General features: G+C 61.5%; 23 protein-coding genes and 1 tRNA gene. 10 read left to right on the top strand and 14 right to left on the bottom strand.

Going from position 1 to position 22,616, the window contains the following annotated elements; translation table 11 throughout:
• Positions 1-2: 2 nt before the first annotated feature.
• The 7 genes from deoC to PH552_RS18750 form a co-directional block, all read right to left on the bottom strand.
• On the bottom strand, positions 3-776 hold the full coding sequence (deoC, locus tag PH552_RS18720) for a deoxyribose-phosphate aldolase (protein ID WP_113250937.1): 774 nt from the start codon (positions 774-776) through the stop codon (positions 3-5).
• Positions 773-1,579 (bottom strand): purine-nucleoside phosphorylase, encoded by an 807-nt coding sequence (locus tag PH552_RS18725; protein WP_113250936.1) that lies wholly within the window; start codon positions 1,577-1,579, stop codon positions 773-775. Before PH552_RS18725 ends, deoC begins: the two co-directional genes overlap by 4 nt.
• Positions 1,576-1,968: a cytidine deaminase gene (locus tag PH552_RS18730; RefSeq protein ID WP_183765433.1), complete on the bottom strand. Its 393-nt coding sequence runs from the start codon at positions 1,966-1,968 to the stop codon at positions 1,576-1,578. The genes PH552_RS18725 and PH552_RS18730 overlap by 4 nt, the downstream gene beginning before the upstream one ends.
• Before the next feature lie 3 nt (positions 1,969-1,971).
• The gene (locus tag PH552_RS18735; protein ID WP_113250935.1) at positions 1,972-2,943 is read right to left on the bottom strand and encodes an ABC transporter permease; all 972 of its coding nucleotides are present in this window, start codon (positions 2,941-2,943) and stop codon (positions 1,972-1,974) included.
• A 10-nt stretch (positions 2,944-2,953) separates the two neighbouring features.
• Positions 2,954-4,057 carry an ABC transporter permease gene (locus tag PH552_RS18740; protein ID WP_285166220.1) on the bottom strand — a complete coding sequence of 368 codons (1,104 nt, stop codon included), beginning with the start codon at positions 4,055-4,057 and terminating at the stop codon, positions 2,954-2,956.
• Between the two features lie 7 nt (positions 4,058-4,064).
• The gene (locus tag PH552_RS18745) at positions 4,065-5,576 is read right to left on the bottom strand and encodes an ABC transporter ATP-binding protein (protein ID WP_112341860.1); all 1,512 of its coding nucleotides are present in this window, start codon (positions 5,574-5,576) and stop codon (positions 4,065-4,067) included.
• Positions 5,577-5,656: 80 nt separating this feature from the next.
• Positions 5,657-6,652, bottom strand: coding sequence for a BMP family lipoprotein (locus PH552_RS18750; RefSeq protein ID WP_112341859.1), 996 nt, complete (start codon positions 6,650-6,652; stop codon positions 5,657-5,659).
• A gap of 59 nt (positions 6,653-6,711) precedes the next feature.
• On the opposite strand from PH552_RS18750, the gene PH552_RS18755 reads away from it, so the two are divergent.
• Positions 6,712-6,990, top strand: a complete 279-nt coding sequence (locus PH552_RS18755; RefSeq protein WP_183765436.1) for a hypothetical protein — start codon at positions 6,712-6,714, stop codon at positions 6,988-6,990.
• A 33-nt stretch (positions 6,991-7,023) separates the two neighbouring features.
• Here the strand turns inward: PH552_RS18755 and PH552_RS18760 are convergent, their stop codons facing one another.
• A complete protein-coding gene (locus tag PH552_RS18760; protein WP_183765439.1) occupies positions 7,024-7,341 on the bottom strand; it encodes a hypothetical protein in 318 nt (105 codons plus the stop codon).
• Between the two features lie 234 nt (positions 7,342-7,575).
• On the opposite strand from PH552_RS18760, the gene PH552_RS18765 reads away from it, so the two are divergent.
• Positions 7,576-7,665 (top strand) — tRNA-Ser (locus PH552_RS18765).
• A 120-nt stretch (positions 7,666-7,785) separates the two neighbouring features.
• Here the strand turns inward: PH552_RS18765 and PH552_RS18770 are convergent.
• Entirely contained in the window at positions 7,786-9,330 is a 1,545-nt protein-coding gene (locus PH552_RS18770; RefSeq protein ID WP_285166221.1) for an FAD-dependent monooxygenase, read from the bottom strand.
• Positions 9,331-9,548: 218 nt separating this feature from the next.
• On the opposite strand from PH552_RS18770, the gene PH552_RS18775 reads away from it, so the two are divergent.
• A complete protein-coding gene (locus tag PH552_RS18775) occupies positions 9,549-10,175 on the top strand; it encodes a TetR/AcrR family transcriptional regulator (protein WP_183765446.1) in 627 nt (208 codons plus the stop codon).
• A gap of 124 nt (positions 10,176-10,299) precedes the next feature.
• On the opposite strand, the gene PH552_RS18780 is transcribed toward PH552_RS18775, so the two are convergent.
• The gene (locus tag PH552_RS18780) at positions 10,300-11,196 is read right to left on the bottom strand and encodes an SDR family oxidoreductase (protein WP_285166222.1); all 897 of its coding nucleotides are present in this window, start codon (positions 11,194-11,196) and stop codon (positions 10,300-10,302) included.
• Positions 11,197-11,289: 93 nt separating this feature from the next.
• Here PH552_RS18780 and PH552_RS18785 point away from each other — a divergent pair, with 93 nt between their 5' ends.
• Entirely contained in the window at positions 11,290-12,123 is an 834-nt protein-coding gene (locus PH552_RS18785; RefSeq protein WP_285166223.1) for a helix-turn-helix transcriptional regulator, read from the top strand.
• Between the two features lie 47 nt (positions 12,124-12,170).
• On the opposite strand, the gene PH552_RS18790 is transcribed toward PH552_RS18785, so the two are convergent.
• The gene (locus tag PH552_RS18790; protein ID WP_285166224.1) at positions 12,171-13,484 is read right to left on the bottom strand and encodes an MFS transporter; all 1,314 of its coding nucleotides are present in this window, start codon (positions 13,482-13,484) and stop codon (positions 12,171-12,173) included.
• Positions 13,485-13,593: 109 nt separating this feature from the next.
• Here PH552_RS18790 and PH552_RS18795 point away from each other — a divergent pair, with 109 nt between their 5' ends.
• Entirely contained in the window at positions 13,594-14,046 is a 453-nt protein-coding gene (locus tag PH552_RS18795; protein ID WP_112341852.1) for a winged helix-turn-helix transcriptional regulator, read from the top strand.
• A gap of 130 nt (positions 14,047-14,176) precedes the next feature.
• Here the strand turns inward: PH552_RS18795 and PH552_RS18800 are convergent, their stop codons facing one another.
• Positions 14,177-14,926, bottom strand: coding sequence for a sulfite exporter TauE/SafE family protein (locus PH552_RS18800; protein WP_112341851.1), 750 nt, complete (start codon positions 14,924-14,926; stop codon positions 14,177-14,179).
• Positions 14,927-15,024: 98 nt separating this feature from the next.
• Here PH552_RS18800 and PH552_RS18805 point away from each other — a divergent pair, with 98 nt between their 5' ends.
• From PH552_RS18805 to PH552_RS18820, 4 genes are all read left to right on the top strand, one after another.
• A complete protein-coding gene (locus PH552_RS18805) occupies positions 15,025-15,906 on the top strand; it encodes a LysR family transcriptional regulator (protein WP_285166225.1) in 882 nt (293 codons plus the stop codon).
• A gap of 84 nt (positions 15,907-15,990) precedes the next feature.
• Positions 15,991-16,797, top strand: a complete 807-nt coding sequence (locus tag PH552_RS18810) for an alpha/beta fold hydrolase (protein ID WP_112341849.1) — start codon at positions 15,991-15,993, stop codon at positions 16,795-16,797.
• 135 nt (positions 16,798-16,932) lie between these two features.
• Positions 16,933-18,054, top strand: coding sequence for an alkene reductase (locus PH552_RS18815; protein WP_112341848.1), 1,122 nt, complete (start codon positions 16,933-16,935; stop codon positions 18,052-18,054).
• Positions 18,051-18,779 (top strand): SDR family NAD(P)-dependent oxidoreductase, encoded by a 729-nt coding sequence (locus PH552_RS18820; protein WP_112341847.1) that lies wholly within the window; start codon positions 18,051-18,053, stop codon positions 18,777-18,779. The genes PH552_RS18815 and PH552_RS18820 overlap by 4 nt, the downstream gene beginning before the upstream one ends.
• Positions 18,780-18,819: 40 nt before the next feature.
• Here the strand turns inward: PH552_RS18820 and PH552_RS18825 are convergent, their stop codons facing one another.
• Positions 18,820-19,122 carry a hypothetical protein gene (locus tag PH552_RS18825; protein ID WP_245430311.1) on the bottom strand — a complete coding sequence of 101 codons (303 nt, stop codon included), beginning with the start codon at positions 19,120-19,122 and terminating at the stop codon, positions 18,820-18,822.
• A gap of 137 nt (positions 19,123-19,259) precedes the next feature.
• Here PH552_RS18825 and PH552_RS18830 point away from each other — a divergent pair, with 137 nt between their 5' ends.
• Complete coding sequence (locus PH552_RS18830; RefSeq protein ID WP_112341846.1) at positions 19,260-20,318, top strand: LacI family DNA-binding transcriptional regulator; 1,059 nt, start codon at positions 19,260-19,262, stop codon at positions 20,316-20,318.
• Between the two features lie 108 nt (positions 20,319-20,426).
• Here the strand turns inward: PH552_RS18830 and PH552_RS18835 are convergent, their stop codons facing one another.
• On the bottom strand, positions 20,427-22,613 hold the full coding sequence (locus tag PH552_RS18835; protein ID WP_113250905.1) for a mechanosensitive ion channel family protein: 2,187 nt from the start codon (positions 22,611-22,613) through the stop codon (positions 20,427-20,429).
• Positions 22,614-22,616 lie beyond the last annotated feature (3 nt).

A 22,616-nucleotide genomic window follows, 5' to 3' on the forward strand; every position in this document is an offset into this window, starting at 1 on the left:
GATCAGTAGCCCGACGAAGCCACCTTGGACTCTCCGCCGGCCAGCACGTTCAGAATATCATCGAGGAGGCTCGATGCACCGAAGCGGAAAGTCGAGGGCATGGCCCAATCGGGTGTCATGATGGTTTCGGCAAGGCTCAAATAAAGCGCTGCGTCGGCAACGGAGCCGATGCCACCCGCCGGCTTGAAGCCGACCTTGCGGCCGCTGGCACGGATTGCCCTCAGCATGATATCGGCAGCCTCAAGCGTTGCATTGACAGCAACCTTGCCCGTCGAGGTCTTGATGAAATCGGAGCCAGCCTCGATCGCCAGTTCGGAGGCACGCCGGATCAGCGCGCTATCCTTGATTTCGCCGGTTTCGAGAATGGTCTTCAGGAGAATTGGTCCCTTGCATTCGGCTCGCACAGCGGCAACCATCTCGGTGACGGCCCGCTCATTACCCGCCAGAAACGCGTGATAGGGAATGACCAGGTCAATTTCGTCGGCACCATCGGCAATCGCTTCGCGCGCTTCGGCAGCAACATCGGCCACCTCCATATCGCCACCGGGGAAATTCACGACGGTCGCGATCTTCACGACATGATCGGTTCCGAGAATGCCACGCGCCTGCGCGACAAAACGCGGCCAGATGCAGATGGCGGCCGTATTGCCATAAGGCGATTGCGCACGGGCGCAGAGTGCCTCGATCTGCGCCGGCGTGCAGTCATCCTTGAGATTGGTGAGATCGAGAAGGGAAAGCGCAACAGCTGCCGTTTCTCTGAGGGAATGGCCCGTCATTGTGGATCTCCTTCGTCAGCGATCATTTCTTTCAAAATGGCAGCAAGGCGTGCGCCGCCGACCGGAGCCATGTCCTTTGTCTCCTCATGCGAGAGCTCGCCGCCGGTCATGCCAGCACCATAGTTAGTGATGACGGAGGCAGCGGCAACCCTCAAACCGAAAAGACGCGCCAGGATGACTTCCGGCACCGTCGACATACCGACGGCATCGGCACCCAGGATGCGCGCCATGCGGATTTCTGCCGGCGTTTCGAAGCTCGGTCCGGAAAACCACATGTAGACGCCGTGTGACAGCTTGATCTCGGCCTTTTCCGCCGCCTTGCGCATGCGCATGATGAGGTCTGTATCATAGGCGCTCGTCATGCCGACGAAACGCCTGTCGCTCTCTTCGCCGATCAGCGGGTTCATACCGGAATAGTTGATGTGATCGGTGATCTGCATCACCGACCCCGGCGGCATTTCTTCCCGCAGCGATCCGGCCGAATTCGTCAGGATCAGCGTGTCGACGCCGAGGGCCTTCAGGGTCTCGATCGGCGCGCGCATGGCATTGGCATCGCCCTTTTCGTAGTAATGCACCCGGCCGGACAGCATGACGACAGGCACATCACCGAGCTTGCCCGCGACCAGCGTGCCGGCATGGCCGGAGACGGCGCTGACCGGAAAGCCGGGCAGGTCGGCATAGGGGATTCGCAGGGCGTCAGTGACCTGATCGACGAGAGCGCCCAGGCCGGAGCCGAGAATGATGCCGTAGCGCGGCTTCAGGTCGCCGAGCTTTTCGGTGAGGATCTCGACGGCCGCGCTCATCCGAGTATCTCGGTTTCAAAGCTGAAGGGGAGCATCTCGTCCATGGTCATGGTCTTCTTCACACCGGTTTCGTCGCAAAGATAGATGCGTGTCTCCTTGCTGGCAAATTCGGCAATCTTCTGGCGGCAGCCGCCGCAGGGCGGGCAGAGCGGCAGCTTCTCGGCGATGACGGCGATCTCGACGATCTTCTTGGCGCCGCCCATGATCATCTGGCTGATCGCTGTCGGTTCGGCGCACCAGCCCTGCGGGAAAGATAGGTTCTCGATATTGGCGCCAGTATAGATCTTGCCGTCCTCAGCACGGATTGCCGCGCCGACGGGGAATTTGGAATAGGGAGCATGCGCAAAGGCCATCGCTCCGCGTGCGGCCTCGAACAGATCATGCGACATGGTTCAGCGCTCCTTGGTATAGGGCACGCCACCGGCCTTCGGGGGCTTGGCGACGCCGATAAAGCCTGCAAGCAGGATGCAGGTGAGGATATAGGGCAGCGCCTGGAAAATCTGCACCGGCACCTCGCCGATGCCCGGAACCGCCTTGCCCTGCATGAAATTGGCGAAGGCATCGAGGAAGCCGAAGAGCAAGCAGGTGAACATGACCGGCACCGGCTTCCACTTGGCAAAGATCAGCGCCGCGAGAGCGATATAACCCTTGCCCGCCGACATGTTGTTGATGAAGGCGGCCGACTGGGCGATGGCGAGATAGGTACCGGAGAAGCCGCAGAGAATGCCGGCCACGATCAGCGAACGATAGCGCAGCCATTCGACCGATATGCCGGCGGTATCGACGGCGCCGGGATTTTCACCGACAGCACGCAGCCGCAGACCGAAGCGGGTGCGATAGAGAATCCACCAGGAAATCGGCACGGTAAGGAAGGCGAGATAGGTCAGGATATTGTTGCCGGAGATGACATTGGCATAGAGCGGCCCGATGAACGGAATATCGCGGATGGCATCGACACCGGGAAGGGTAATGCCGGAAAAACGAGCCGTGCCGGGCAAGGTCGGCGTACGGCCGCCCTGCCCGAACCAGGCCTGACCGAGAACGATGGTCAAGCCGGCCGTCAGGAAGTTGATCGCAACACCCGAGACGATCTGGTTGCCGCGATTGGTGATCGATGCGAAGCCATGCAGCAGACCGAGAATGACCGAGACGACGATACCGGCGCCGAGGCCGGCCCAGGGCGAGCCGCTGATCGAGGCGACGCAGGCGGCCGCAAAGGCGGAAGCCAGCATCTTGCCCTCGAGGCCGATATCGAAGATGCCGGCGCGCTCGGAAAAGAGGCCGGCAAGCGCGGTGAAGATCAGCGGGATCGACAGGCGGATGGTCGAGCCAAGAATGCTGATGAGAAGATCGTAATATTCCATGGTCTGATCCTCACGCCCTGGCGAATGTCTGGTAGATGCGCACGAGTGCCGGCCGGAACATATATTCAAGTGCACCGGCAAACAGGATGACGAGGCCCTGGATCACCACGATCATGTCGCGCGTGATGTTCGGCATATCGAAGGACAGCGCATCGCCACCTTGATAGAGAATGCCGAACAGGATTGCCGCCAGGATGATGCCGAGCGGATGGTTGCGTCCCATCAGCGATACGGCGATGCCGACGAAGCCAGCACCGAGCACGAACTCCACCTGCAAGCGCGCGGACGCGCCCATGACCGGATTGAGCGCCATCATGCCGGCGAGGCCGCCCGAAATCAGCATGGCGATGATGACGGTGCGGGCATAGGGAATGCCGGCATAAACCGCGGCCGTCGGGCTCAAGCCGAGCGTGCGCATCTCATAGCCGAGCTTGGTGCGCCAGACGAGCACCCAGACGAGGAAGCACATCACCAGCGCGATCAGGAAGGACACGTTGAGCGGAGCGGCACCGATGGTCGAGCCGAAAACGTCCATCAGCCAATCGAGCTTGGGCAACTGACCGCCCGGCAGGAAGGTACGGGTTTCAGGCGCCATCTTGCCCGGCACGATCAGCACATGCACCAGCAGGAAATTCATCATCGCCGACGCGATGAAGTTGAACATGATTGTCGTGATGACGACGTGGCTGCCGCGCTTGGCCTGCAGCCAGGCCGGGATGAAGGCCCAGAGAGCCCCGAAGATCGCCGCACCGATGACCGCAAACGGCATCGTCACGTACCAGGGCACATAGTTGTCGAGCGCCAGCGCCACGAGAGCACAGCCGAGACCGCCGACATAGGCCTGGCCTTCCGAGCCGATGTTGAACAGACCGGCATGAATGGCAACGGCGACCGAAAGGCCGGTGAAGATGAAGCTCGTGGCATAATAGAGGGTGAAGCCGATGCCCTCGCCGCTGCCGAGCGCACCCTGCAGAAGCAGGACAAGCGCATCGAGCGGGCTCTCGCCGATGAACCAGACGACAAGGCCCGAGATCAGGAAAGCGACGATCAGATTGAGAAGGGGGATCAGGCCGTAGGTAATCCAATTGGGGAGCGGAACGGAAGCCGTGCTCATATACGCCTCACGCGGCAATGCCGGCCATCATCAGGCCGAGTGTTTGTTCACCGGCTTCAGCCGACTTCTCACCGACGATATGGCCGGCGAACATGACGAGGATACGGTCCGAAAGCGCGCGGATCTCATCCAGCTCCACCGATACCAGCAGGATCGCCTTGCCAGCATCGCGCATCTCGATGATGCGGCGATGGATGAATTCGATGGCGCCGATATCGACGCCGCGCGTCGGCTGGCCGATCAGCAGCGCCTTCGGATCGCGCTCGATCTCGCGGGCGACGACGATCTTCTGCTGGTTACCGCCGGAGAAATTAGCGGTCTTCAGCCGGGCGTTTGGCGGGCGGATATCGTATTTCTCGATCTTTTCGATCGCATCCTTGCGCATGGCATCGAGATCGAGCATGCCACCGCGTCCGTATTTGCTGTCGCGGTGGTAGCCGAGCATCGAGTTCTCATATTCCTCGAACTTGAGGACGAGGCCCATGTGATGGCGATCTTCCGGAATATGGGCAAGGCCCAGGTCGCGCAGTGCAGCAGGATCGGCATTGCCGATCGGCTTGCCGTGCAGAAGGATCTCGCCTGAGGCCGGCTTGCGGATACCGGCGATCGCCTCCAGCAATTCGGACTGGCCGTTGCCGGCGACGCCGGCAATGCCGACGATCTCGCCGGCGCGGACATCGAAGGAGACATTGTCGACCATGGTGACGCCGCGGCCGTCCTTGACGGTGAGATTGCGCACCGAGAGCAGGATTTCGCCGGGATTGGGAGCGCCCTTTTCGACGCGCAGCAACACGCGGCGGCCGACCATCAGCTCGGCCAGTTCCTCGACGGTGGTTTCCGCCGTCTTGCGGGTCGCCACCATCTCGCCGCGGCGCATGACCGACACCGTATCGGTGATCGCCATGATTTCGCGCAGCTTATGGGTGATCAGGATGATCGTCTTGCCCTGGTCGCGCAGGACCCGGAGAATACGAAACAGATTGTCGGCTTCGGCAGGTGTCAGAACGCCGGTGGGTTCATCGAGGATGAGGATCTCGGCGCCCCGATACATTGCCTTCAGGATCTCGACGCGCTGCTGCTGGCCGACGGGCAGCTCTTCGATGAGCGCGTCCGGATCGACCTCGAGGCCGTAATCCTTCTCCAGCCGGTTGAGTTCGGCGCGCGCGGAGGCGACGCCCTTGGCAAGCAATGCGCCGCCTTCGGCGCCCAGCATGACGTTTTCGAGGACGGTGAAATTATCGACCAGCATGAAGTGCTGGTGCACCATGCCGATGCCGGCCGATATCGCCGTCTGGCTGTCGCGGATCGAGATCGGCGTGCCGTTGACGCGGATCTCGCCGGCGTCGGCATGATAAAAACCGTAGATGATCGACATGAGTGTCGATTTCCCTGCTCCGTTTTCGCCGATGATCCCGTGGATCGAGCCTTTGGCGACGGTCAGGTTGATATCTTTGTTTGCGTGAACGGCACCGAACTTTTTGTCGATGCCCACGAGTTCGATGGCGGGTGATTGGCTCACTATAGGGGGCTCCAGAAACCGGATTCCGGATAAGAAAAGGGCGTATGACGGTTTGCTACGTCATACGCCCTTGTTTCATATCAGCTCTTCGGGCAGGCGTTGTCGGTCGTGTAGTCGTGGACCTTGACGGTACCAGCAACGATATCAGCCTTTGCCTTGTCGACGGCAGCCTTGATTTCCGGGGTGACGAGCGGCTTGTTGTTGTCATCCATGGCAACGCCCACGCCATCTTCCTTCAAGCCAAGCTCCTGGGTGCCGGGCGTGAACTTGCCGTTCTTGGCATCGCTGAAGGCATTGTAGACTGCGAGATCGACGCGCTTGACGACGGAGGTCAGAACGGAGCCCGGATGCAGGTAGTTCTGGTTGCTGTCGACGCCGATCGAGAGCTTCTTGTTGTCGGCAGCCGTCTGCAGCACGCCGAGACCAGTAGCGCCGGCAGCAGCGTAAACGACATCAGCGCCCTGGTCGATCTGGTTCTTGGTGAGTTCGCCGCCGCGAACCGGGTCATTCCAGGCCGCACCCGTGGTACCGGTCATGTTCTGGAAGACTTCGATCTTCGCGTTGGTGGCGCGGGCGCCCAACTCATAACCGCATTCGAACTTGCGGATCAGCGGGATATCCATGCCGCCGACAAAGCCGACCTTGCCGGTCTTCGAAGCCATGGCGGCCATGACGCCAGCGAGATAGGAGCCTTCGTTTTCCTTGAACTTGACCGAGCGGACGTTCGGCAGGTCGAGGCTGTCGTCGATCAGGACGAATTGGGTCTTCGGATATTCGGCAGCAACCTTCTGAAGCGCGGAGGTCCAGGCGAAGGAGACGGCGATGACCGGATTGAAGCCCTTGCTGGCGAAGTTGCGCAGTGCCTGTTCGCCCTGGGTGTCACCCGTCGGCTCGAAGTCGCGATAAGCGATACCGGTTTCCTTCTTGAACTTTTCGGCGCCGTTATAGGCAGCCTCATTGAAGGACTTGTCGAACTTGCCGCCGGTTCCATAGACGATTGCCGGCTTGATATCGGCCGCAAGCGCCGTTGCCGACATGGCAGCCAGTGCGAAAAGGGTCAAAAGGGATTTTTTCATGAGTTGCAGCCCTATTGTTTCTATCTTGTTGGGTCCTCCCGCAAGCCCGTTGACCGGGCATGTCTGCGGAACTGCCGGCCTCCCCCGAGGCCAAGCTGGCGCGCATCCTTGCATGGCTGCACGAAAAATTCACGAGAAATTTTTCAGTTGGTAAAGATTTGTGGGAATTGGTGAAATCCGATCCAAACGACCCGTTTTTTAAACAATTTCGGCCTGAAACTGCAATTTTATTGATCAGAAGGATGGCAATCCGGCGCTGCGCAATCGCGAACTTTGCCCCTTGCGACGATGCTATCGGCCCGTTGCCGAACACCCTCAGACAATGCCGAATTCCCTGAATGGCACAGGCCGAAGACCGCCTCTCGATCCCCTCATGCGCTGAAGCGGCCGGCGGCCGGCCGGCGCTTGTAGGCGACCATCCACAGCAGCAGCGAGAGGACCAGGAAGACGGCGAAAGCCGGCTGAAACAGCAGCCACTGCATCGCCAGATCGTAGAAGCGGGGATGGAGGTAATAGGCAATTGCCGAGCGAACGCTTGCCAGCGACGAAGGGCTGACATCGTTCCATGCGTCGCCCATCGGGGTCAGCACGACAGTGGAAGCAGCAACGGATTGAATGGAATCGATGGTGCCGGCGATGACCGCCACCACAAGCGCAACAAGGCTGGCAAAACGCAACAGGAAACGCATGAACCTCCTCCGGATACTCAACTACGCCCAGCCTTTTCAGGCCAGCCAGTCTTACGCCGCCTCGTCTCTTTCTTAGATAAGTTGACCGCGAAATAAGCGCAATGGGGATGAGATGCAGAGTTTTGCGCCGACAAGTCAAAAATCTGTCAGATTCGGGTTGATTGCCGGGAATTCATCGGTATATATCGCGGCCGTTCCGACGATTTGCTTCCTGACCGGGTGCGAAACGCCAAAGGACAGGTGGCCGAGTGGTTTAAGGCGCACGCCTGGAACGCGTGTGTACGTGAAAGCGTACCGAGGGTTCGAATCCCTCCCTGTCCGCCATTTTCCTTGTGTCCATACCGAAGACATAGGTCGCAGTCTGTCCCCAAGACATAAACGCGAGGCTGCAGCCTCTGGCCGCCGCACAGCCTTGTCTTATGCTTCAATCAGACACCGCTCTCCTCAGACAGATGCAGGCTCCTTGCCGGGTTCGCCGAACCATTGCGATGCCGCCCGGGCGACGTCTTCTGGATTGGGAGCAGTTTCGCCAGCCCAGGCGACGACACCGTCCGGCCGGACGAGCAGGGCGCTCAAGCCGAGCCGATCCTTGGCGTCGCTGGCGATATAGGTGATCCGGTCTGCCCAGCGGCTTGCCAGCGCCTCGAACGGTGCGCAGGCATCGAAATACAGCAGCAGGCCCCTACCCGCTCTCAGGAGATCGCCGAGCCTTCTGCCGTCGGCCAATTCGAAATCAGGAGCGCTGCGGCCGACGAGCGGGTGGCTGCCGCCAAGTTCGTAGCGGAGGGAAATGCCCCAGACGCGTTCGGCGAAATAGGTGGCGCCGTCGCGCGTATCGATCAGATCGCGGATGATGGCTTCAAGCGCGCGTGAACTCCGGCTTGGCCGCATGAGCCCGACCTGCGCGCGCGACCAGTCGAGCACCTGGGCTCCGATCGGATGCCGCTCGCTCGAATAGGTATCGAGCAGGCCGTCCGGCGCTTCGCCGCGGATGGTCGCGGCAAGCTTCCATCCCAGATTCATCGCATCGCCGAGCCCGAGGTTAAGGCCCTGACCGCCCAGAGGGGAATGGATGTGTGCGGCATCGCCGGCGAGCAAGACTCGCCCTTTACGGTAAGCCGTCGCCTGGTAGGCGCGGTCCGTCCACGTGGTGGCAAGCTTGAGCGCCGTTAGAGTGGCGTCGGTGACGGAGATGCGGCGCAGCACCTTCTGCACATGCTCAAGCGTAATCGGCTGGGTCCGGTGGAAGGCACCGCCATCGAAGTCGACCATCGTGATCGTCCCGGGCGGCGTATAGGTGTACATGCCCATCGCGGTGTAATGGCGGCCGGGACGAAGCTTGTCAGGGTCCGCCATCTCGATCTCGGCGGAATAGCCGGTGAATTCGGGATCGGTGCCGACGAATTCGAAGCCGCCGGCCTTGCGGACGGTGCTGCGGCCGCCGTCGCAGCCGACGAGCCAGGATCCGCGAAAGGTCTCGCCGCCGGCTCGAACAGTGACGTCCCCGTCGAACTGATCCAACTCCTCGACGCCGAAACCGCGCTTGATTTCGACCCCCATCGCCTCGGCGCGAGCGGCGAGGACAGCTTCAAGGGCTTCCATCTCGACCATCATGCTGGTGCCAGCCGGGCTCGGCAGACGATAGGGCCACTTGGAGGCGTCGATTTTATCGCAAAAGAACTGGATGCCGGCGAAATGGCCGCCCGGCCGACGCGGCTGGTGCATCCAGTGCGCAGCAGGCGAGGCACGATCGCCCGAACCGTCCTTTGCGGGTTTGGGCGCAGCGACATCGTCTAGCAGGCCGCGACGATAGAAGGCTTCGATGGTTGGGGAGGAAAGGCCGCGCATGCCGAAGGGAAGGCGCTTCAAGGGCGAGCGCGGATCCTCGGCCTGCTCCAGCACCAATACGGAGAGACCGGCGAGACGCAGCTCGCAGGCGAGAAATAAGCCGACGGGTCCACCGCCGGCAATCAGAGCATCATAAATCAAGGCAGAACTCCTCAAGCGAACGGCGCTGCAAGGGCGTCAGACATTCCGGCTTTGGGCAGTCTCAGCCGGCGCGAGTTGTTGGAAAATGCGCACCCATTCGGGCAGGTGACGGTCCGGTCACAAGAACGGCGATAAAACCCGTGCCGATTTCACGAATTTCGTCATGGTAGTGAAATTTTTACACTCAGTATAAGTTTACTTATGGTATAATTATCTTTATGTCAAACCGAATCAAACTCCGGGACCGCAAGAAGGAGATGACGCGTCAGGCGATCTCCAACGTCGCAACGCGCCTGTTCGTCGAACGTGGCTTCGACAAGGTTTCCGTCACCGACATCGCTGACGAAGCGGAAGTCGCCAGGAAGACTGTGTTCAACTACTTCCGCCGCAAGGAGGATCTCGTCTTCGATCGCGAGGACGAAGTGCGGGAACTGGTGCAGAAGGCAATTGCCGATCGCGGCCGCGTGCCACCAGTCCGCGCCTTCCAGGCGCTGATGCGGGAACTGGTGGAAGCACAGCATCCCCTGTTCAGGATTACAGAACGGCCCATCCAGTTCTGGCGCATGGTCGCAGAGAGCCCGACGCTGACGGCGCATGCGCGCGGGCTGCAGGTGACACTTGCCGACGATCTCTCGAGAATTCTATCCGATGCGGTGGGACGGCCGCGCTCCGATGCGGATGCACATCTCGCGGGCGCAATGCTGATGGCGACGCTGGTGGCCGCCTATGGCGAGGCACTGCGTGTCTTTCGCGAGAATGGAAAGCCCGAAGCCGCCCTGCTAGACATCATCGACCGCGGCTTTATCGGCATCAACGCCGCGCTTGTCGGGACGCCCTATATCTGACCCTGGAAATTTCCGGTCGCAGTCTGAAATCGACGAAAACCCGGCTGAAGGATCGGCCGGGTTTTCGAATGCGTGGTCCGTCAGGCCATCGGCCATCTTCAGATCGTGGCAGACAGCATCAACATCAAGCCGCGGAAACCTGCAGCTCGGCAAGATCCTGAAGCAGCGTCGGGCCGTTGGGTTCCCAACCCAGTTTCTGTCGGGTCTTGGCGCTGGAGGCCGGCATGTCGTACGTGGTGAACATAGAGAGCCAGCCGAAATAGTCCTGCGCCTCCGCCTTGTCGATGGATTTGACCGGCAGCTTCAGGCGCCGGCCGATCGTCTCGGCGATATCGCGCATCGGCACGCCTTCCTCGGCAACCGCATGATATCTGGCATTCGGTTCGGCGCGTTCGACGACGAGGCGATAAAGGCGAGCGACATCGGAAAAATGGGCCGCTGGCCAGCGATTGAGCCCGTCTCCGACATAGGCGCAGGCGCCCTTTTGCCTGAATATTTCGATCAGGGGAGTAATGAGCCCCTGGCTGACCGGATCATGCACCTGCGGCAGCCGCACGAACGAGACATTGACGCCGATTTCGCTGGCCAATATCCCCGCCTCCTCGGTGGCGGCACGCGGATGCCTGTCGGAGTGGACGATCGGATTGTCTTCCTTGGCGGGCTCGCCCGGCACCGTGTTGGCGATCGGCGTGCCTGATGTAATGACCAGCGGCCGGGCCGAGCGGGCGAGCGCCGAGGCAAGCGTTGCGATGACGCGCCGGTCATCTTCGCAATTCTGCGCGAATCTCGAGAAGTCGTGGTTGAAGGCAAGATGGATGACGCCATCCGATTGCGAAGCGCCGCGTTTCAGGATTTCCGCATCCTCGATCGTGCCGTGAAGAACTTCCGCGCCGGCGGCGGCAAGCGCTACGGCCTTTTCCTGGGAACGTGAAAGACCAAGCACCTGATGGCCCGCACCGATCAATTCCCTGACGACATTCGAGCCGACATTTCCAGTCGCGCCGGTAACGAATACACGCATAAGCACTGTCTCCTTTTTTCGTCGGAGACAAATCTGTGCCCATCGTTTATTCTGGTAAAGTAGTGACCTTATCATGGTAAAGACACTAACAGGATGACCGATCTTATCGAAACTGAAAACGTGCTCGGGACCTATTTGAGGGACCGCCGCGCGAAACTCGACCCATCCGCCCTGGGATTTGCCGGCGAACGGCGGCGCACGCCCGGGCTTCGGCGCGAGGAAGTGGCGCAGCGCGCCAATATCAGCCCGACCTGGTACACGTGGCTGGAGCAGGGCCGTGGCGGTGCGCCTTCCGCCGACGTGCTCGACCGGATCGCCCGCGCGCTGATGCTGACGGAAGTGGAGCGCGAGCACCTGTTCCTGCTTGGCCTTGGGCGTCCGCCAGAAGCGCGTTACCGCAAAAATGATGGCGTTACGCCGCGGCTGCAGCGCGTGCTCGATGCGCTGGAGCCGAGCCCCGCTATTATCCGGACCGCCACCTGGGACGTCATCGCCTGGAACCGGGCAGCGCCCGTGATGCTGATCGATTACGGATCGCTGCCGCCGGAAGAACGCAATATTCTGCGCTATATCTTTCTCGATCCGCGTGCGCGCGCCGTGCAATACGATTGGGAAAGCGTCGCCCGTTTCGCCCTGGGCGCATTCCGTGTCGATGCGGCGCGCGCAGGCGCATCGAGTGAGATAGAGCCTTTCGTGGCAGAACTTTGCCGCATCAGCCCGGAATTCAGGGCCATGTGGCGCGAAAATGACGTTCCTGGCACCCATACCGAAGCCGTCAAACATATACGCCATCCCATCCTCGGCCCGCTGGCATTCGAGTATTCGGCCTTTTCGGTCGACGGCCGGACGGATCTCAGCATGATCGTCTACAATCCGGCAACGCCTGACGATGCCGAGCGGATCAGATCGCTGCTGCCCAAACTCTAGCGCCAAAGTGTGCGGCGCGGGCCTGCCCCGCATTCATCCCCAGCAGGTCATGCCATGGATCTGCGATCGACGCTCTGCGTCGCCACCTCAGGTGTTGCCCGCAAGGTCAGCGCCCAGAAGAGCAGCGTCACAAGGCTTATGACGGCACCCGATATGCAGACGCCGGTCCAGCCTGCATGGGCATAGATGATCGTCGATGTCGAAGAGCCGACGGCGCTACCGATCGAGTAGAAAACCATGTAGGCGGCGGTCAGCCTGTTCTGCGCGTCCGGTCGAACACGATAGATCATGCCCTGATTGGTGACGTGCGTTGCCTGCAGGCCGAAGTCGATGACGAGGACGCCGAATATCAGCCAATAGATCGAGCGATCCAGCATGGAGATCGGCAGCCAGGCAGCGAGCATCAGTGCCAGTGCGATGCCCGTCGTGCGCTGGCCATGGCCGCGGTCGGCCCAGCGCCCTGCCCTGATGGCGCCGAGTGCGCCTGCCGCGCCGGCAAGGCCGAACAGGCCGACTTCGGTGTGGGACAGGAAGTAAGGCGGCGCGGTCAGCGGCAGCACAAGCGGGGCGAGCAGCGTGGTGATATTGGCGAAGATCAGCATGGCGATCACGACGCGGATGCGCAGGACCGGTTCTTCAATCAGCAGAGTGCCCAGCGAGCCGATGAGACCGACATAGGAGAGGCCGCTTCTCGGCTTCTCCTGTCGCGGCAGCGCGCGCCAAAGAAGAAGCGCTATCACCGTCGTCAGCACGGCCGAGACGATGTAGACGGTCCGCCAACCGGAGAGATCAGTCAGCGTTCCCGCAGCGCTGCGCGCCAGCAGGATGCCGAGGACGATGCCGCTCGTGACCATGCCGACGGTATGGCCTCGCTTGGCGGGGTGCGCAAGGCTCGCCGCATAGGCAACCAGCGCCTGTGTGACCACGGCCAGAAAGCCGACCGCAGCCATGGAAGCGAGCAGCATCGCGGCACTGGAGGAGAAGCCGACGCAGAGGAGCGCCGCAACGCTCAGCAGCGATTGCACGATGATGAGCTTGCGCCGGTCGACGAGATCGCCGAGCGGCACTAGCAGGATCAGGCCGAGGCCATAGCCGAGTTGCGTCGCACCGACGATGAGGCCGGCAACGGTGCGCGACAGCTTGAGATCATCGGCCATGACATCGAGAAGCGGATGGGCGAAATAGGCATTGGCCACAGCGAGGCCGCTCGCGACGGCAAAGAGGAAAATCGTTGCCCGTGTCAGCTGCGAATTGGCCTCTCCCGAGTATTCGGCGCCCTCAAACGAACCTTCTCGTGAGGAATGAGGGCGCAGAATGTCCTTCGCGCTGCCGACCGGCGGCGCGTCCTGATCGATCGTCATTGCAAAACTCCCGATTTTTCGGTTTAATAATGAAACCAAAAATCGAGTAACATTGTTGGTTTAATCATGCAACTATTTATGCTGACAAAAGACCGGAAAGACTAGGGCGATGGTCGCGCGGAAAAGCCTGAAGGGTGATTATTGCCCGAGCGCACGGTCGCTCGACGTGATCGGCGACTGGTGGTCGCTCCTGATCGTGCGCGACGCCTTCGACGGGCTGACGCGCTTTGGCGAGTTTCAAAAGAGCCTCGGCATTGCCAAGAATATTTTGACCGAGCGACTGCGGACGCTTGTCGCAAGCGGCATTCTGGAGCTTGTACCGACAAGCGAAGGCGGTACGCGCATGGAATACCGGCTGACGGCGATGGGAAAGGATCTCTTCCCGGTCATGGTGGCGCTGCGGAAGTTCGGCGAGCGCCATCTCTTCGCGCCGGCCGAGGAACATTCACTGCTGGTGGATCGCGCAAGCGGACAGCCCGTGCAGCTCGACATCCGGGCGCAGGACGGCAGGCCGATCGGCCCAGATGAAACAATTATCTTGAAGGTGCCGGAAGGGGAATAGACAAGGCAGGGCCGCGGCCAAGCCCTCTCTTTGAAACGAACCTCCTGAGCAGAGGCGCAGATCCCGATCTCGTCGCCGAGCGACCATTCCGTTGCCCGCGAGGCCAAAGCCGCAGGCGAGCAAGACTGCCTCAGAAAGAGGCTTTGACGAGCATCTCGGCGCCGAGCGCGAGGAGACAGATCAGGAACCAGCGGCGGAACGTGGCCGGGCTGACGCGATTGCGGATGATCTGGCCGAACCACATGCCGGCGAGCGCCGGGATGATCGCAAGGGCAGATAGCGCGAGATTGTCGACGCGAAATGCGCCATGCCAGGCGAGTGCGCCGGCAAGCGCCACCGTGGAGACGGTGAAGGAAAGGCCGAGCGCCTGAACCAGCTCTTCCTTCTCCAGGCCAAGCGCCTGCAGATAGGGCACCGCCGGCACGACGAAGACGCCAGTTGCCCCAGTGAGCAGGCCAGTAACGGCGCCGGCGAGCGGCGATAGCAGCGGCTCGAACCTTGCGGGCACATGCAGTTGACGGGCGAGCAAAGCATGGCCGGCATAGAGGATGAGGGCGATGCCCAGCGCTGCCGCGGTCCTGCGGGTATCGCCGGCGGCCAGCAGATATGAGCCGGCGAAGGTTCCGATGATTATGGCAAGAACCAAGAGAAGGAAACGACGGGCAAGCGCGCCAAAGCTCGGGCCTGCCAGCAGCTGCCAGACATTGGTGACGAAAGAGGGCACGATCAGCAGGCTCGCTGCCATCAGCGGCGAGATCAACGTACCCAAGACGCCCATCGCCACGGTCGGCAGCCCCATGCCGGTGATGCCCTTGACCATGCCGGCCATAAAGAAAGTCGCGAAGATCGCCGCGACGAGCCATATCGAATGATCCATCATGCCCTTTCCCTAACAGACGCGAGGCCGGGCACAATACGGATGATGCGAGGCCAGCCTTCGGCTATTCCGAAGGCTGGATATGCGGTAATCTCCACTCCATGCGCTTCGATCTAACCGACCTTCGCCTTTTCCTCGCCGTCGTCGATGCCGGCAGCATCACGCATGGGGCCACCGATGCCGGTCTTTCGCTGCCGGCCGCCAGCGAGCGTCTGCGCGACATGGAGGTAAGTGGCGGCGTACAGCTTCTGGAGCGTGGGCGGCGCGGCGTGAGCCCGACGCTTGCCGGCGAAGCACTGGCGCATCATGCCCGGCTGATCCAGCGGCAGCTCATGCAGATGCGCGGCGAGCTTGGCGAGCACGCAAGCGGCCTGCGCGCGACAGTCCGGCTTCTCGCCAACACTGCCGCGATTGTCGAATACCTGCCGCCGCGCCTTGCCGGATGGATGGCAAAACACCCACGGACGGATATCGACCTCAAGGAGCGCCAGAGCATCGAGATCGTGCGGGCTGTTTCGGCGGGGCTGGCCGAGATCGGCATCCTGTCGGACGCGACCGATACCTCCGGCCTGATATTGCGGCCCTTCGCGATCGACCGGTTGGTGGTGGTGATATCCAGCGATCATGCGCTGGCGGCGGCAAAGCAGATCGCTTTTGCAGAAATCCTGCATGAGCATTTCGTCGGGCTCGCAGGCGGAGCGCTGCAGGATCATATCGACGCACAGGCCGCCCGGCTCGGCACCCGGTTGAAAATGCGCGTGCGGATGCGGACATTTGAGGCCATCTGCGACATGGCAGGCCAGGGTATCGGTCTCGGCATCGTGCCCGAAAAGGCGGCAAGGCGCTGCAGCCGATCCGCGAAAATTGCAGCCCTCCGTCTCACGGACCGGTGGGCGACGCGCCGGCTTTCGATCTGCGCTCGCTCCCTCGAAGAGCTTCCGTCGCCGGCCCGCGATCTTTTCGAGCATCTGGCAACGATATGACCGTGGCCTGTTGAAAAGACGCATTGGGATCGACTAGTCTCGCCACGTGGCTGTCGGGGAGAGACGGCGCAATGGGAGATGGGTATGGAATTTCGCGACGACGAGCTTCATCGCTTCGAAGCGGAAGGGGCCGCACCCCTGCCGCATACCGAGGTGGAAGGGCATGTCGATCATGATGGCGCGCATATCTGGTATGCCTCCTACGGCAGCGGAGCTCCGGTGATCCTCCTGCATGGCGGGCTCGGAAACAGCGGCAATTGGGGCTACCAAGTGCCCGCGCTCATCGACGCAGGCCATCAGGTTGTCGTCATCGACAGCCGCGGCCATGGCCGCAGCACGCGCGACGAGCGGCCATACACCTACGAACTCATGGCCTCCGACGTTCTCGCCGTCATGGATAGGCTGAAGATCGACAAGGCGGCCATGGCCGGCTGGAGCGACGGCGCCTGCATCGGCATGGTGCTTGGAAAAACCCATCCGGAACGTGTGTCCGGCGTCTTCTTCTTTGCCTGCAATATGGACCCGAGCGGCACCAAGGAATTCGTGGCGACGCCGATTATCGAACGCTGCTTCTCACGCCATACGAAGGATTACGCAGCCCTTTCCGCTACACCGGACAAGTTCGATGCTTTCATCGAAGCGGTCGGCCTGATGCAGCGGACCGAGCCGAACTACACGGTCAAAGATCTCGCCGAGATCGATGTGCCTGTCGCCATCGTGCACAGCGAGCACGATGAGTTCATCAAGCGCGAACATGCCGATTATCTCGTGCGGCACATTCCCGGCGCAGAGTTGATCCTTCTGCCCGGCGTCAGCCATTTCGCGCCGGTGCAGCGGCCGGCGCAGTTCAATGCCGCCCTGCTCCGCTTTCTTTCCAAACTTCCGGCCTGACAGCAGATTCAGTTGCGCACGTCCGATTGTTCGAATAAATGATGATCATCATCTTATTCGAACTCCCGAGACCGAATCGCCGCTGACAGGCCCTTCCGCCCCGGGGAGCAATTTGGCTCCAGGCAGGAGAATTTTATGACAGCCACTTTGTTTTCGCCGCTTTCCATTGGCCCTTATGAATTTGCACATCGTGTCGTCATGGCGCCGCTGACCCGCATGCGGGCGAGCCAGCCGGGCAATGTACCCTCGGCTTTGAATGCAGAATATTATGCCCAGCGCGCCAGCGAGGGCGGTCTCATCATTTCCGAGGGCTCGCAGATTTCCCGCGCCGGACAGGGCATGCCGGCAACCCCGGGCATCCACACGGCCGAGCAGGTCTCCGGCTGGAAGGCGGTGACCGACGCCGTTCATGGCAAGGGCGGCAAGATCTTCCTGCAGCTCTGGCATGTCGGTCGCATCTCCCATTCTTCTCACCAGCCTGATGGAGCTCCACCGATTGCTCCTTCCGCCATCGCCGCCAAGGGCGAGGCCTTCACGGCCTCCTTCCAGCGCGTGCCCTTCGAGACGCCACAGGCGATCGATATCGACCTGATGCCGCTCCTGATCGACGTCTATGCCGAGGCCGCCGCCAATGCCAAGCGGGCCGGCTTCGACGGCGTCGAAATCCATGGCGCCAACGGCTATCTGATCGAACAGTTCCTGCAGGCCCGCACGAACCGGCGCTCTGACCAATATGGCGGCTCGATCGAGAATCGTACGCGGCTGCTGCTCGAAGTGGTCGAGGCAGTTTCCGAAGTTTGGGGTTCGGATCGCGTCGGGGTCCGCCTCTCGCCCTTCGGCATTGCCAATGACAGCGGCGAGGACGATCCCTTGCGTCTCTACGGCCATGTCATTCGTGAGCTGGACCGGCTGAACCTTGCCTATCTGCATCTGATCGAGCCGCGCGCCAGCGGTGCCGGACAGGCCGAGGTCGACCACAAGAACGTACCGTCGGCCGCGGAATTGTTCAGGCCGGCATGGTCAGGCACGCTGATCGCCGCGGGCAATTTTCGGCCCGACACGGCCGAAGCCATGCTCGCCGCCGGCCATGCCAATGCCATCGCCTTCGGTCGGCTGTTCATCGCCAATCCCGATCTGCCGGAGCGCATCCGGCGCGGTGCACCCCTCAACCCCTATCATCGCCCCACCTTCTACGGCGGCGGCGCTGAGGGCTATACCGACTATCCGACGCTCGATGCCAGGGAGGCCGCTGAATGAGCACGCCAAGCGCAATTATTGTCGGCGTAGGTGCCGAGCAGGGTTTGGGTGCGGCACTCTGCCGGCTTCTCGCAGACAAGGGCTATCACGTCGTCATCGCCGGCCGGACGGCGGCGAAGATCGATGAGGTGGCCGCTACCATCCAGGCGTCCGGCGGCAGTGCCGAGGCGATCGAAACGGACGCGACGGATGAAGCCGCCGTCGTCCGGCTGTTCGATCATGCCTTTACCGCTCGCGACGATATTGCCGCGCCTGACTTCGTCGTCTTCAACGCCGGCATCAACCGCCAGATCGGCTTTCGTAATCTAACAGCCGCTCAGTTCGAGGAATTCTGGCGCATCTGCTGTTTCGGCGGCTTCCTCGTTGGCCGCGAGGCGGCGCGGCATCTGGCGCCGCTCGGCCGCGGCACCGTGATTTTCACCGGCGCCTCCGCCAGCCTGCGCGGCAAGGCCGGCTTTGCGCAATTCGCCGCTGCCAAGGCGGGCCTTCGAATGATCAGCCAGAGCATGGCGCGGGAATTCGGACCACTTGGCCTGCATGTCGCTCACACCATCATCGATGGCGGCATAGACGGCGAGCGGCTGCGCTCGCGCCGGCCGGATGTGGATGCCGATGGGCTGCTGAATATCGACGCCATTGCCGAGAGCTACTGGCACATTCATCGCCAGCATCCTTCGGCCTGGACGCAGGAGCTCGATCTGCGTCCCTACAAGGAAAACTTTTGAGGCCCATCGAAAGGGTGATCGAGTATCGGCCGGCATTGCACTAGCAATTCCGCGACAGGGCCTTGGCGATCGCAAGGAATTTCGGGTCTTCATCACAGGGGCGATGCCGGATCTCGGCATCGCTCTCCGCGTCTGATGTCTCGCTCGGAATGGTGAAGGACCATGCAGACGGCCGTTTCCGGCGGCGGAGAAACCGCGCCAGCCGGCTCAGCACGCTCTGCTTATCAGCCTCACCCTTATGTTCTAAAGGGGGGTCGACGGCATTCGGATTGCGGGGATCACCCCACCGCTCATCATAAAGATCCTTGAAGAGATAATTGGTCAGCATTGGCTTGCCTTTCATTTTGAATCGATTCAATTTGAACATACAGTGCGTTCTTGAATCGGTTCAATCGTACGCTTCAAAACTCTGCTGTCAAGAAGAATTGAACCGATACAACTTCATTGCTAGTATCCGCCAGAAACACAAGGAGGATTTCATTGGCCAAGGGCACCATCAGGCTCGCGGATGTCGCCAAGGCGGCCGGCGTATCACAAGGAACCGCCTCCAATGTTTTCAGCCGACCCGAAGTGGTGCGTGAAGAGGTGCGCGAGCATGTGCTCGAGACAGCCAAGCGGCTCGGCTATGCCGGGCCGAGCCTGACGGGCCGTCTGCTGCGGGCGGGAAAGGTCAATGCCATCGGCGTCGCCGCGGTCGAGCCGATTGCCTATTTCTTCAACGATCCGTGGGCCAGGGCTCTGCTGGCCGCCGTTTCCAGGGTCTGCGATGCCAGCGGCACGGGCCTCGCGCTGGTTTCGGCCAAGGACCGGCAGACGGTAGACTGGAACATCAAGAGCGCATTGGTGGACGGCTTCATCCTGCTCTGCGTGGAAGGCGGCGAGAAACTGGTGCAGTTGACGCGCGAGCGGCAATTGCCCTTCATCGCTCTCGCTTTGAATGACGAGGATCCCGCCATCCCCTCGATCAGCGTCGATAATGTCGGAGGTGCGGCCGTTGCGGCCCGGCATCTGGCGGAACTCGGCCACAGGCGTTTCGGCGTGCTCGCGACAGAACTCTCGGACGACCATATCGGGCCGGTCGGCATCGCCGAGATCGAACGGGCGATCTATTCCACCTCGCGCAATCGCGCGTTCGGTTATTGGCAGGCCCTTGAAGCGTTCGGCATTCGGCGCGAGGACGTGCCGATCTATGAGACGCTCAACGACAAGCCGAGTGTCGAAGCCGGGCTCGACTACCTGTTTTCTGCACCCGAGCCGCCGACGGCGATCCTTGCCATGTCCGACAACATCGCGCTTCTGGCGATCAACTGGCTGCGGGCGCGAGGCCTCTCAGTGCCGCAAGACGTCTCCGTCATAGGCTTCGATGGCGTGCCGGAAGGCGGCATGGTGGAGCCGGGACTGACGACGATGGCCCAGCCCTTTGCCGAAATCGCGGAACGCGCGGTGCAGGCCGTCCTCCACGATGCCGTACCGGCTGAGCGCGAGATGATCGGCGTCACGCTGATCGTGCGCGGCAGTACAGCGGCTCCGAAATCATGATCGGATCTACAGCGATTTAGCTTTTCACGGAGTCTCTTAACCGCTCTATCTTTTTGTTTTCATGCAATTCCGGACGCAAAACCGCTTCGCACTTTTGCTGGAATTGCTCTAGCTCGCCTGCTGTGCGCCATCCACGTTTGCAGCCCGCATCTCGATGAGCTGCCGGGCAGCGGCGGCGGCGGCATCCTTGTCGCTCGCCACCTGTACGGTGGGGAAGGCGAACTGGATACCGTTCTCGTCGAAGGACTGCTTGATCAGGGCGAGCGCACTGCGGCGGATGACGGAGAGCTCGTCGGGCTTGGCGGTGATTGCCAGCCTGATCTCGATCGCAAAATCGCCGAACTGCTCGACACCCTTCATCTTCAGCGTCTGGATGATGCTCGGTTTCAGCTCCTCGTCTTCAAGCAGGCGCTGGCCGATATCCTTGACGATGCGCTTCAGCTTCACGAGGTCAGTATCGTAGGTGACCTTGACGATGATCTTGTCGATCGCCCAGTCGCGGTTCATGTTGTTGACTGCGCCGAGGGAGCCGAAGGGTATCGTCGCCAGCGGGCCGCGCTGGTGTCGCAGCTTCACTGAGCGCAGGCTGAAGGATTCCACCACGCCTTTATGGCTGCCGCTTTCGATATATTCGCCGATGCGGAACGCATCGTCCCAGAGATAGAAGATGCCGCTGATGACATCCTTGACGATCGTCTGCGCACCGAAGCCGACGGCGACGCCGACAACGCCGGCACCGGCGATCAAGGGCCCGATCTGAACGCCGAGGCCGGACAGCACCATCATCACGGCGATGATGCCGATGATGACGGCCAGGATATTGCGGAAGATCGGCAGCAGCGTCTGCAGCCGGGCGCGGCTCGCTCTCATCTCCTCGGAATCGCTGACGGCTGGCAACGATTGCATCAGCTTGGCGTCGATATAGGTTTTCGCCAGCTGCCAGACGAGATCGGCGACCAGAAGGATGACGATGCCGCCGAGAATGCCGCGCGCGATACGGCCAATATTCGATTCACTGCCGCTCATCATCGCGTGCGCTTCGACCCCCAGCATCCGGCCGAGCCAGAGGGCTGCGAATGTAATGATCAGCGCGCGGACGCCGCGATCGAGAAGGACGGTCGCCAATTTTCCGGCACCGAAGATCCCCTCGGCCGCCTCATGCAGCGCCTCGATCGCGCGGGTGGACACCGACAGGACACGCGGCAGCAATATCGCATAGATGCCCACCCAAAGCAGGCCGTTGAAGCCCGCCACCCACAGGCCCCAAAGCGCTGCGAAGTAGATCATCAGCAGCCAGGAGACTGCCCGCCTTCCACGCTTTCCCGGCACGGCGGGCCTCGACCACACAGCTTCCACGGCGATCACAAACAGGCCGATGCCGAGCGCGTAGCCGATCAGGTCTCGCGCGCCGGCGGAAAAGCCGAGCGACGCGACAGCCTGTATGACGGCCCACCCGCAAGCAAAATAGATAGTGAACAGCGTGCATCGCCGATACCAGTATTTTGCGACAAGCCGCCGTTCCGCAATGCGGGCAGCACCACCATCCTCGTCCAGAACGTCATCCGTCCGGCGCATGGAGATCAGTTCCGTCAAAAGCCTGCCGATGGAAATCGCCAATCGGATGGACACGATCGCGATGACGCAGGCAATGGCGAAATTTTCGATGGCCGGCGGCCAGTCGAAAGCGAGAAGCGGAACGAGCGTCACCAGACCGTGAATGATGGCGGGCACGACGCCGCCCAGGAACTGGAATCGTGCCGCCTGCAGCTCGGTCTCGACGCCGGCTGCCCGTTCGGTGCGCTGCATATGCTTGGTATTGATGAAGCGCGCGGCCGCGAGCTCGGCCACGAGCCCGAGGAAGAAAAGGATCACGATCTGGATGGTGATGCGCAGCAGACCGACCGCCTTGCCCTCGCCCTCGAGCTTTTCCGATGCCGTCATGACTTCGGAGGGCAGCGTCATCGCCGCGCCTGATACGACTTCCAGGTGGCGGCGCGTATGACCAAGCAGACCGGACAAAACCGACATCTGGTCACTTCCCGGCGCTTCCGGATCGCCGGCAGTGGAGGTTGGAATGGAGCTGGGCTGAGGCTGATTGTTGAGCTGCGCGGCAAGCCATTGCTTGACGTCGGGCTCATTCATCAACTGAATCAGTTCACGGACCTTGTCGGGCGGCGGTGCCGCCGGCTGGGGTGCGGCTGCATTCTGCGCAAGCGATGTGACAGGCGCGGCCAAAGCAAGAAGACATAATAGCAGGGTCCCGATCCACAGCCTGCCGCCCCCGAAGTTTCTCATATG

The sequence above is a fragment of the Rhizobium aureum genome (assembly GCF_030182495.1).
Classification (GTDB): Bacteria; Pseudomonadota; Alphaproteobacteria; order Rhizobiales; family Rhizobiaceae; genus Rhizobium; species Rhizobium tropici_C.

Bases quoted from the DNA above. Each gene is read 5' to 3' on its own strand.
- PH552_RS18785 (WP_285166223.1), top strand. From the start codon at position 11,290: ATGACCGATCTTATCGAAACTGAAAACGTGCTCGGGACCTATTTGAGG.
- PH552_RS18735 (WP_113250935.1), bottom strand. From the start codon at position 2,943: ATGGAATATTACGATCTTCTCATCAGCATTCTTGGCTCGACCATCCGC.
- PH552_RS18760 (WP_183765439.1), bottom strand. From the start codon at position 7,341: ATGCGTTTCCTGTTGCGTTTTGCCAGCCTTGTTGCGCTTGTGGTGGCG.
- PH552_RS18795 (WP_112341852.1), top strand. From the start codon at position 13,594: ATGGTCGCGCGGAAAAGCCTGAAGGGTGATTATTGCCCGAGCGCACGG.
- PH552_RS18755 (WP_183765436.1), top strand. From the start codon at position 6,712: ATGTCTGCGGAACTGCCGGCCTCCCCCGAGGCCAAGCTGGCGCGCATC.
- PH552_RS18730 (WP_183765433.1), bottom strand. From the start codon at position 1,968: ATGTCGCATGATCTGTTCGAGGCCGCACGCGGAGCGATGGCCTTTGCG.
- PH552_RS18750 (WP_112341859.1), bottom strand. From the start codon at position 6,652: ATGAAAAAATCCCTTTTGACCCTTTTCGCACTGGCTGCCATGTCGGCA.
- deoC (WP_113250937.1), bottom strand. From the start codon at position 776: ATGACGGGCCATTCCCTCAGAGAAACGGCAGCTGTTGCGCTTTCCCTT.
- PH552_RS18810 (WP_112341849.1), top strand. From the start codon at position 15,991: ATGGAATTTCGCGACGACGAGCTTCATCGCTTCGAAGCGGAAGGGGCC.
- PH552_RS18815 (WP_112341848.1), top strand. From the start codon at position 16,933: ATGACAGCCACTTTGTTTTCGCCGCTTTCCATTGGCCCTTATGAATTT.
- PH552_RS18725 (WP_113250936.1), bottom strand. From the start codon at position 1,579: ATGAGCGCGGCCGTCGAGATCCTCACCGAAAAGCTCGGCGACCTGAAG.
- PH552_RS18775 (WP_183765446.1), top strand. From the start codon at position 9,549: ATGTCAAACCGAATCAAACTCCGGGACCGCAAGAAGGAGATGACGCGT.
- PH552_RS18790 (WP_285166224.1), bottom strand. From the start codon at position 13,484: ATGACGATCGATCAGGACGCGCCGCCGGTCGGCAGCGCGAAGGACATT.
- PH552_RS18780 (WP_285166222.1), bottom strand. From the start codon at position 11,196: ATGCGTGTATTCGTTACCGGCGCGACTGGAAATGTCGGCTCGAATGTC.
- PH552_RS18820 (WP_112341847.1), top strand. From the start codon at position 18,051: ATGAGCACGCCAAGCGCAATTATTGTCGGCGTAGGTGCCGAGCAGGGT.
- PH552_RS18825 (WP_245430311.1), bottom strand. From the start codon at position 19,122: ATGAAAGGCAAGCCAATGCTGACCAATTATCTCTTCAAGGATCTTTAT.
- PH552_RS18740 (WP_285166220.1), bottom strand. From the start codon at position 4,057: ATGAGCACGGCTTCCGTTCCGCTCCCCAATTGGATTACCTACGGCCTG.
- PH552_RS18835 (WP_113250905.1), bottom strand. From the start codon at position 22,613: ATGAGAAACTTCGGGGGCGGCAGGCTGTGGATCGGGACCCTGCTATTA.
- PH552_RS18805 (WP_285166225.1), top strand. From the start codon at position 15,025: ATGCGCTTCGATCTAACCGACCTTCGCCTTTTCCTCGCCGTCGTCGAT.
- PH552_RS18800 (WP_112341851.1), bottom strand. From the start codon at position 14,926: ATGATGGATCATTCGATATGGCTCGTCGCGGCGATCTTCGCGACTTTC.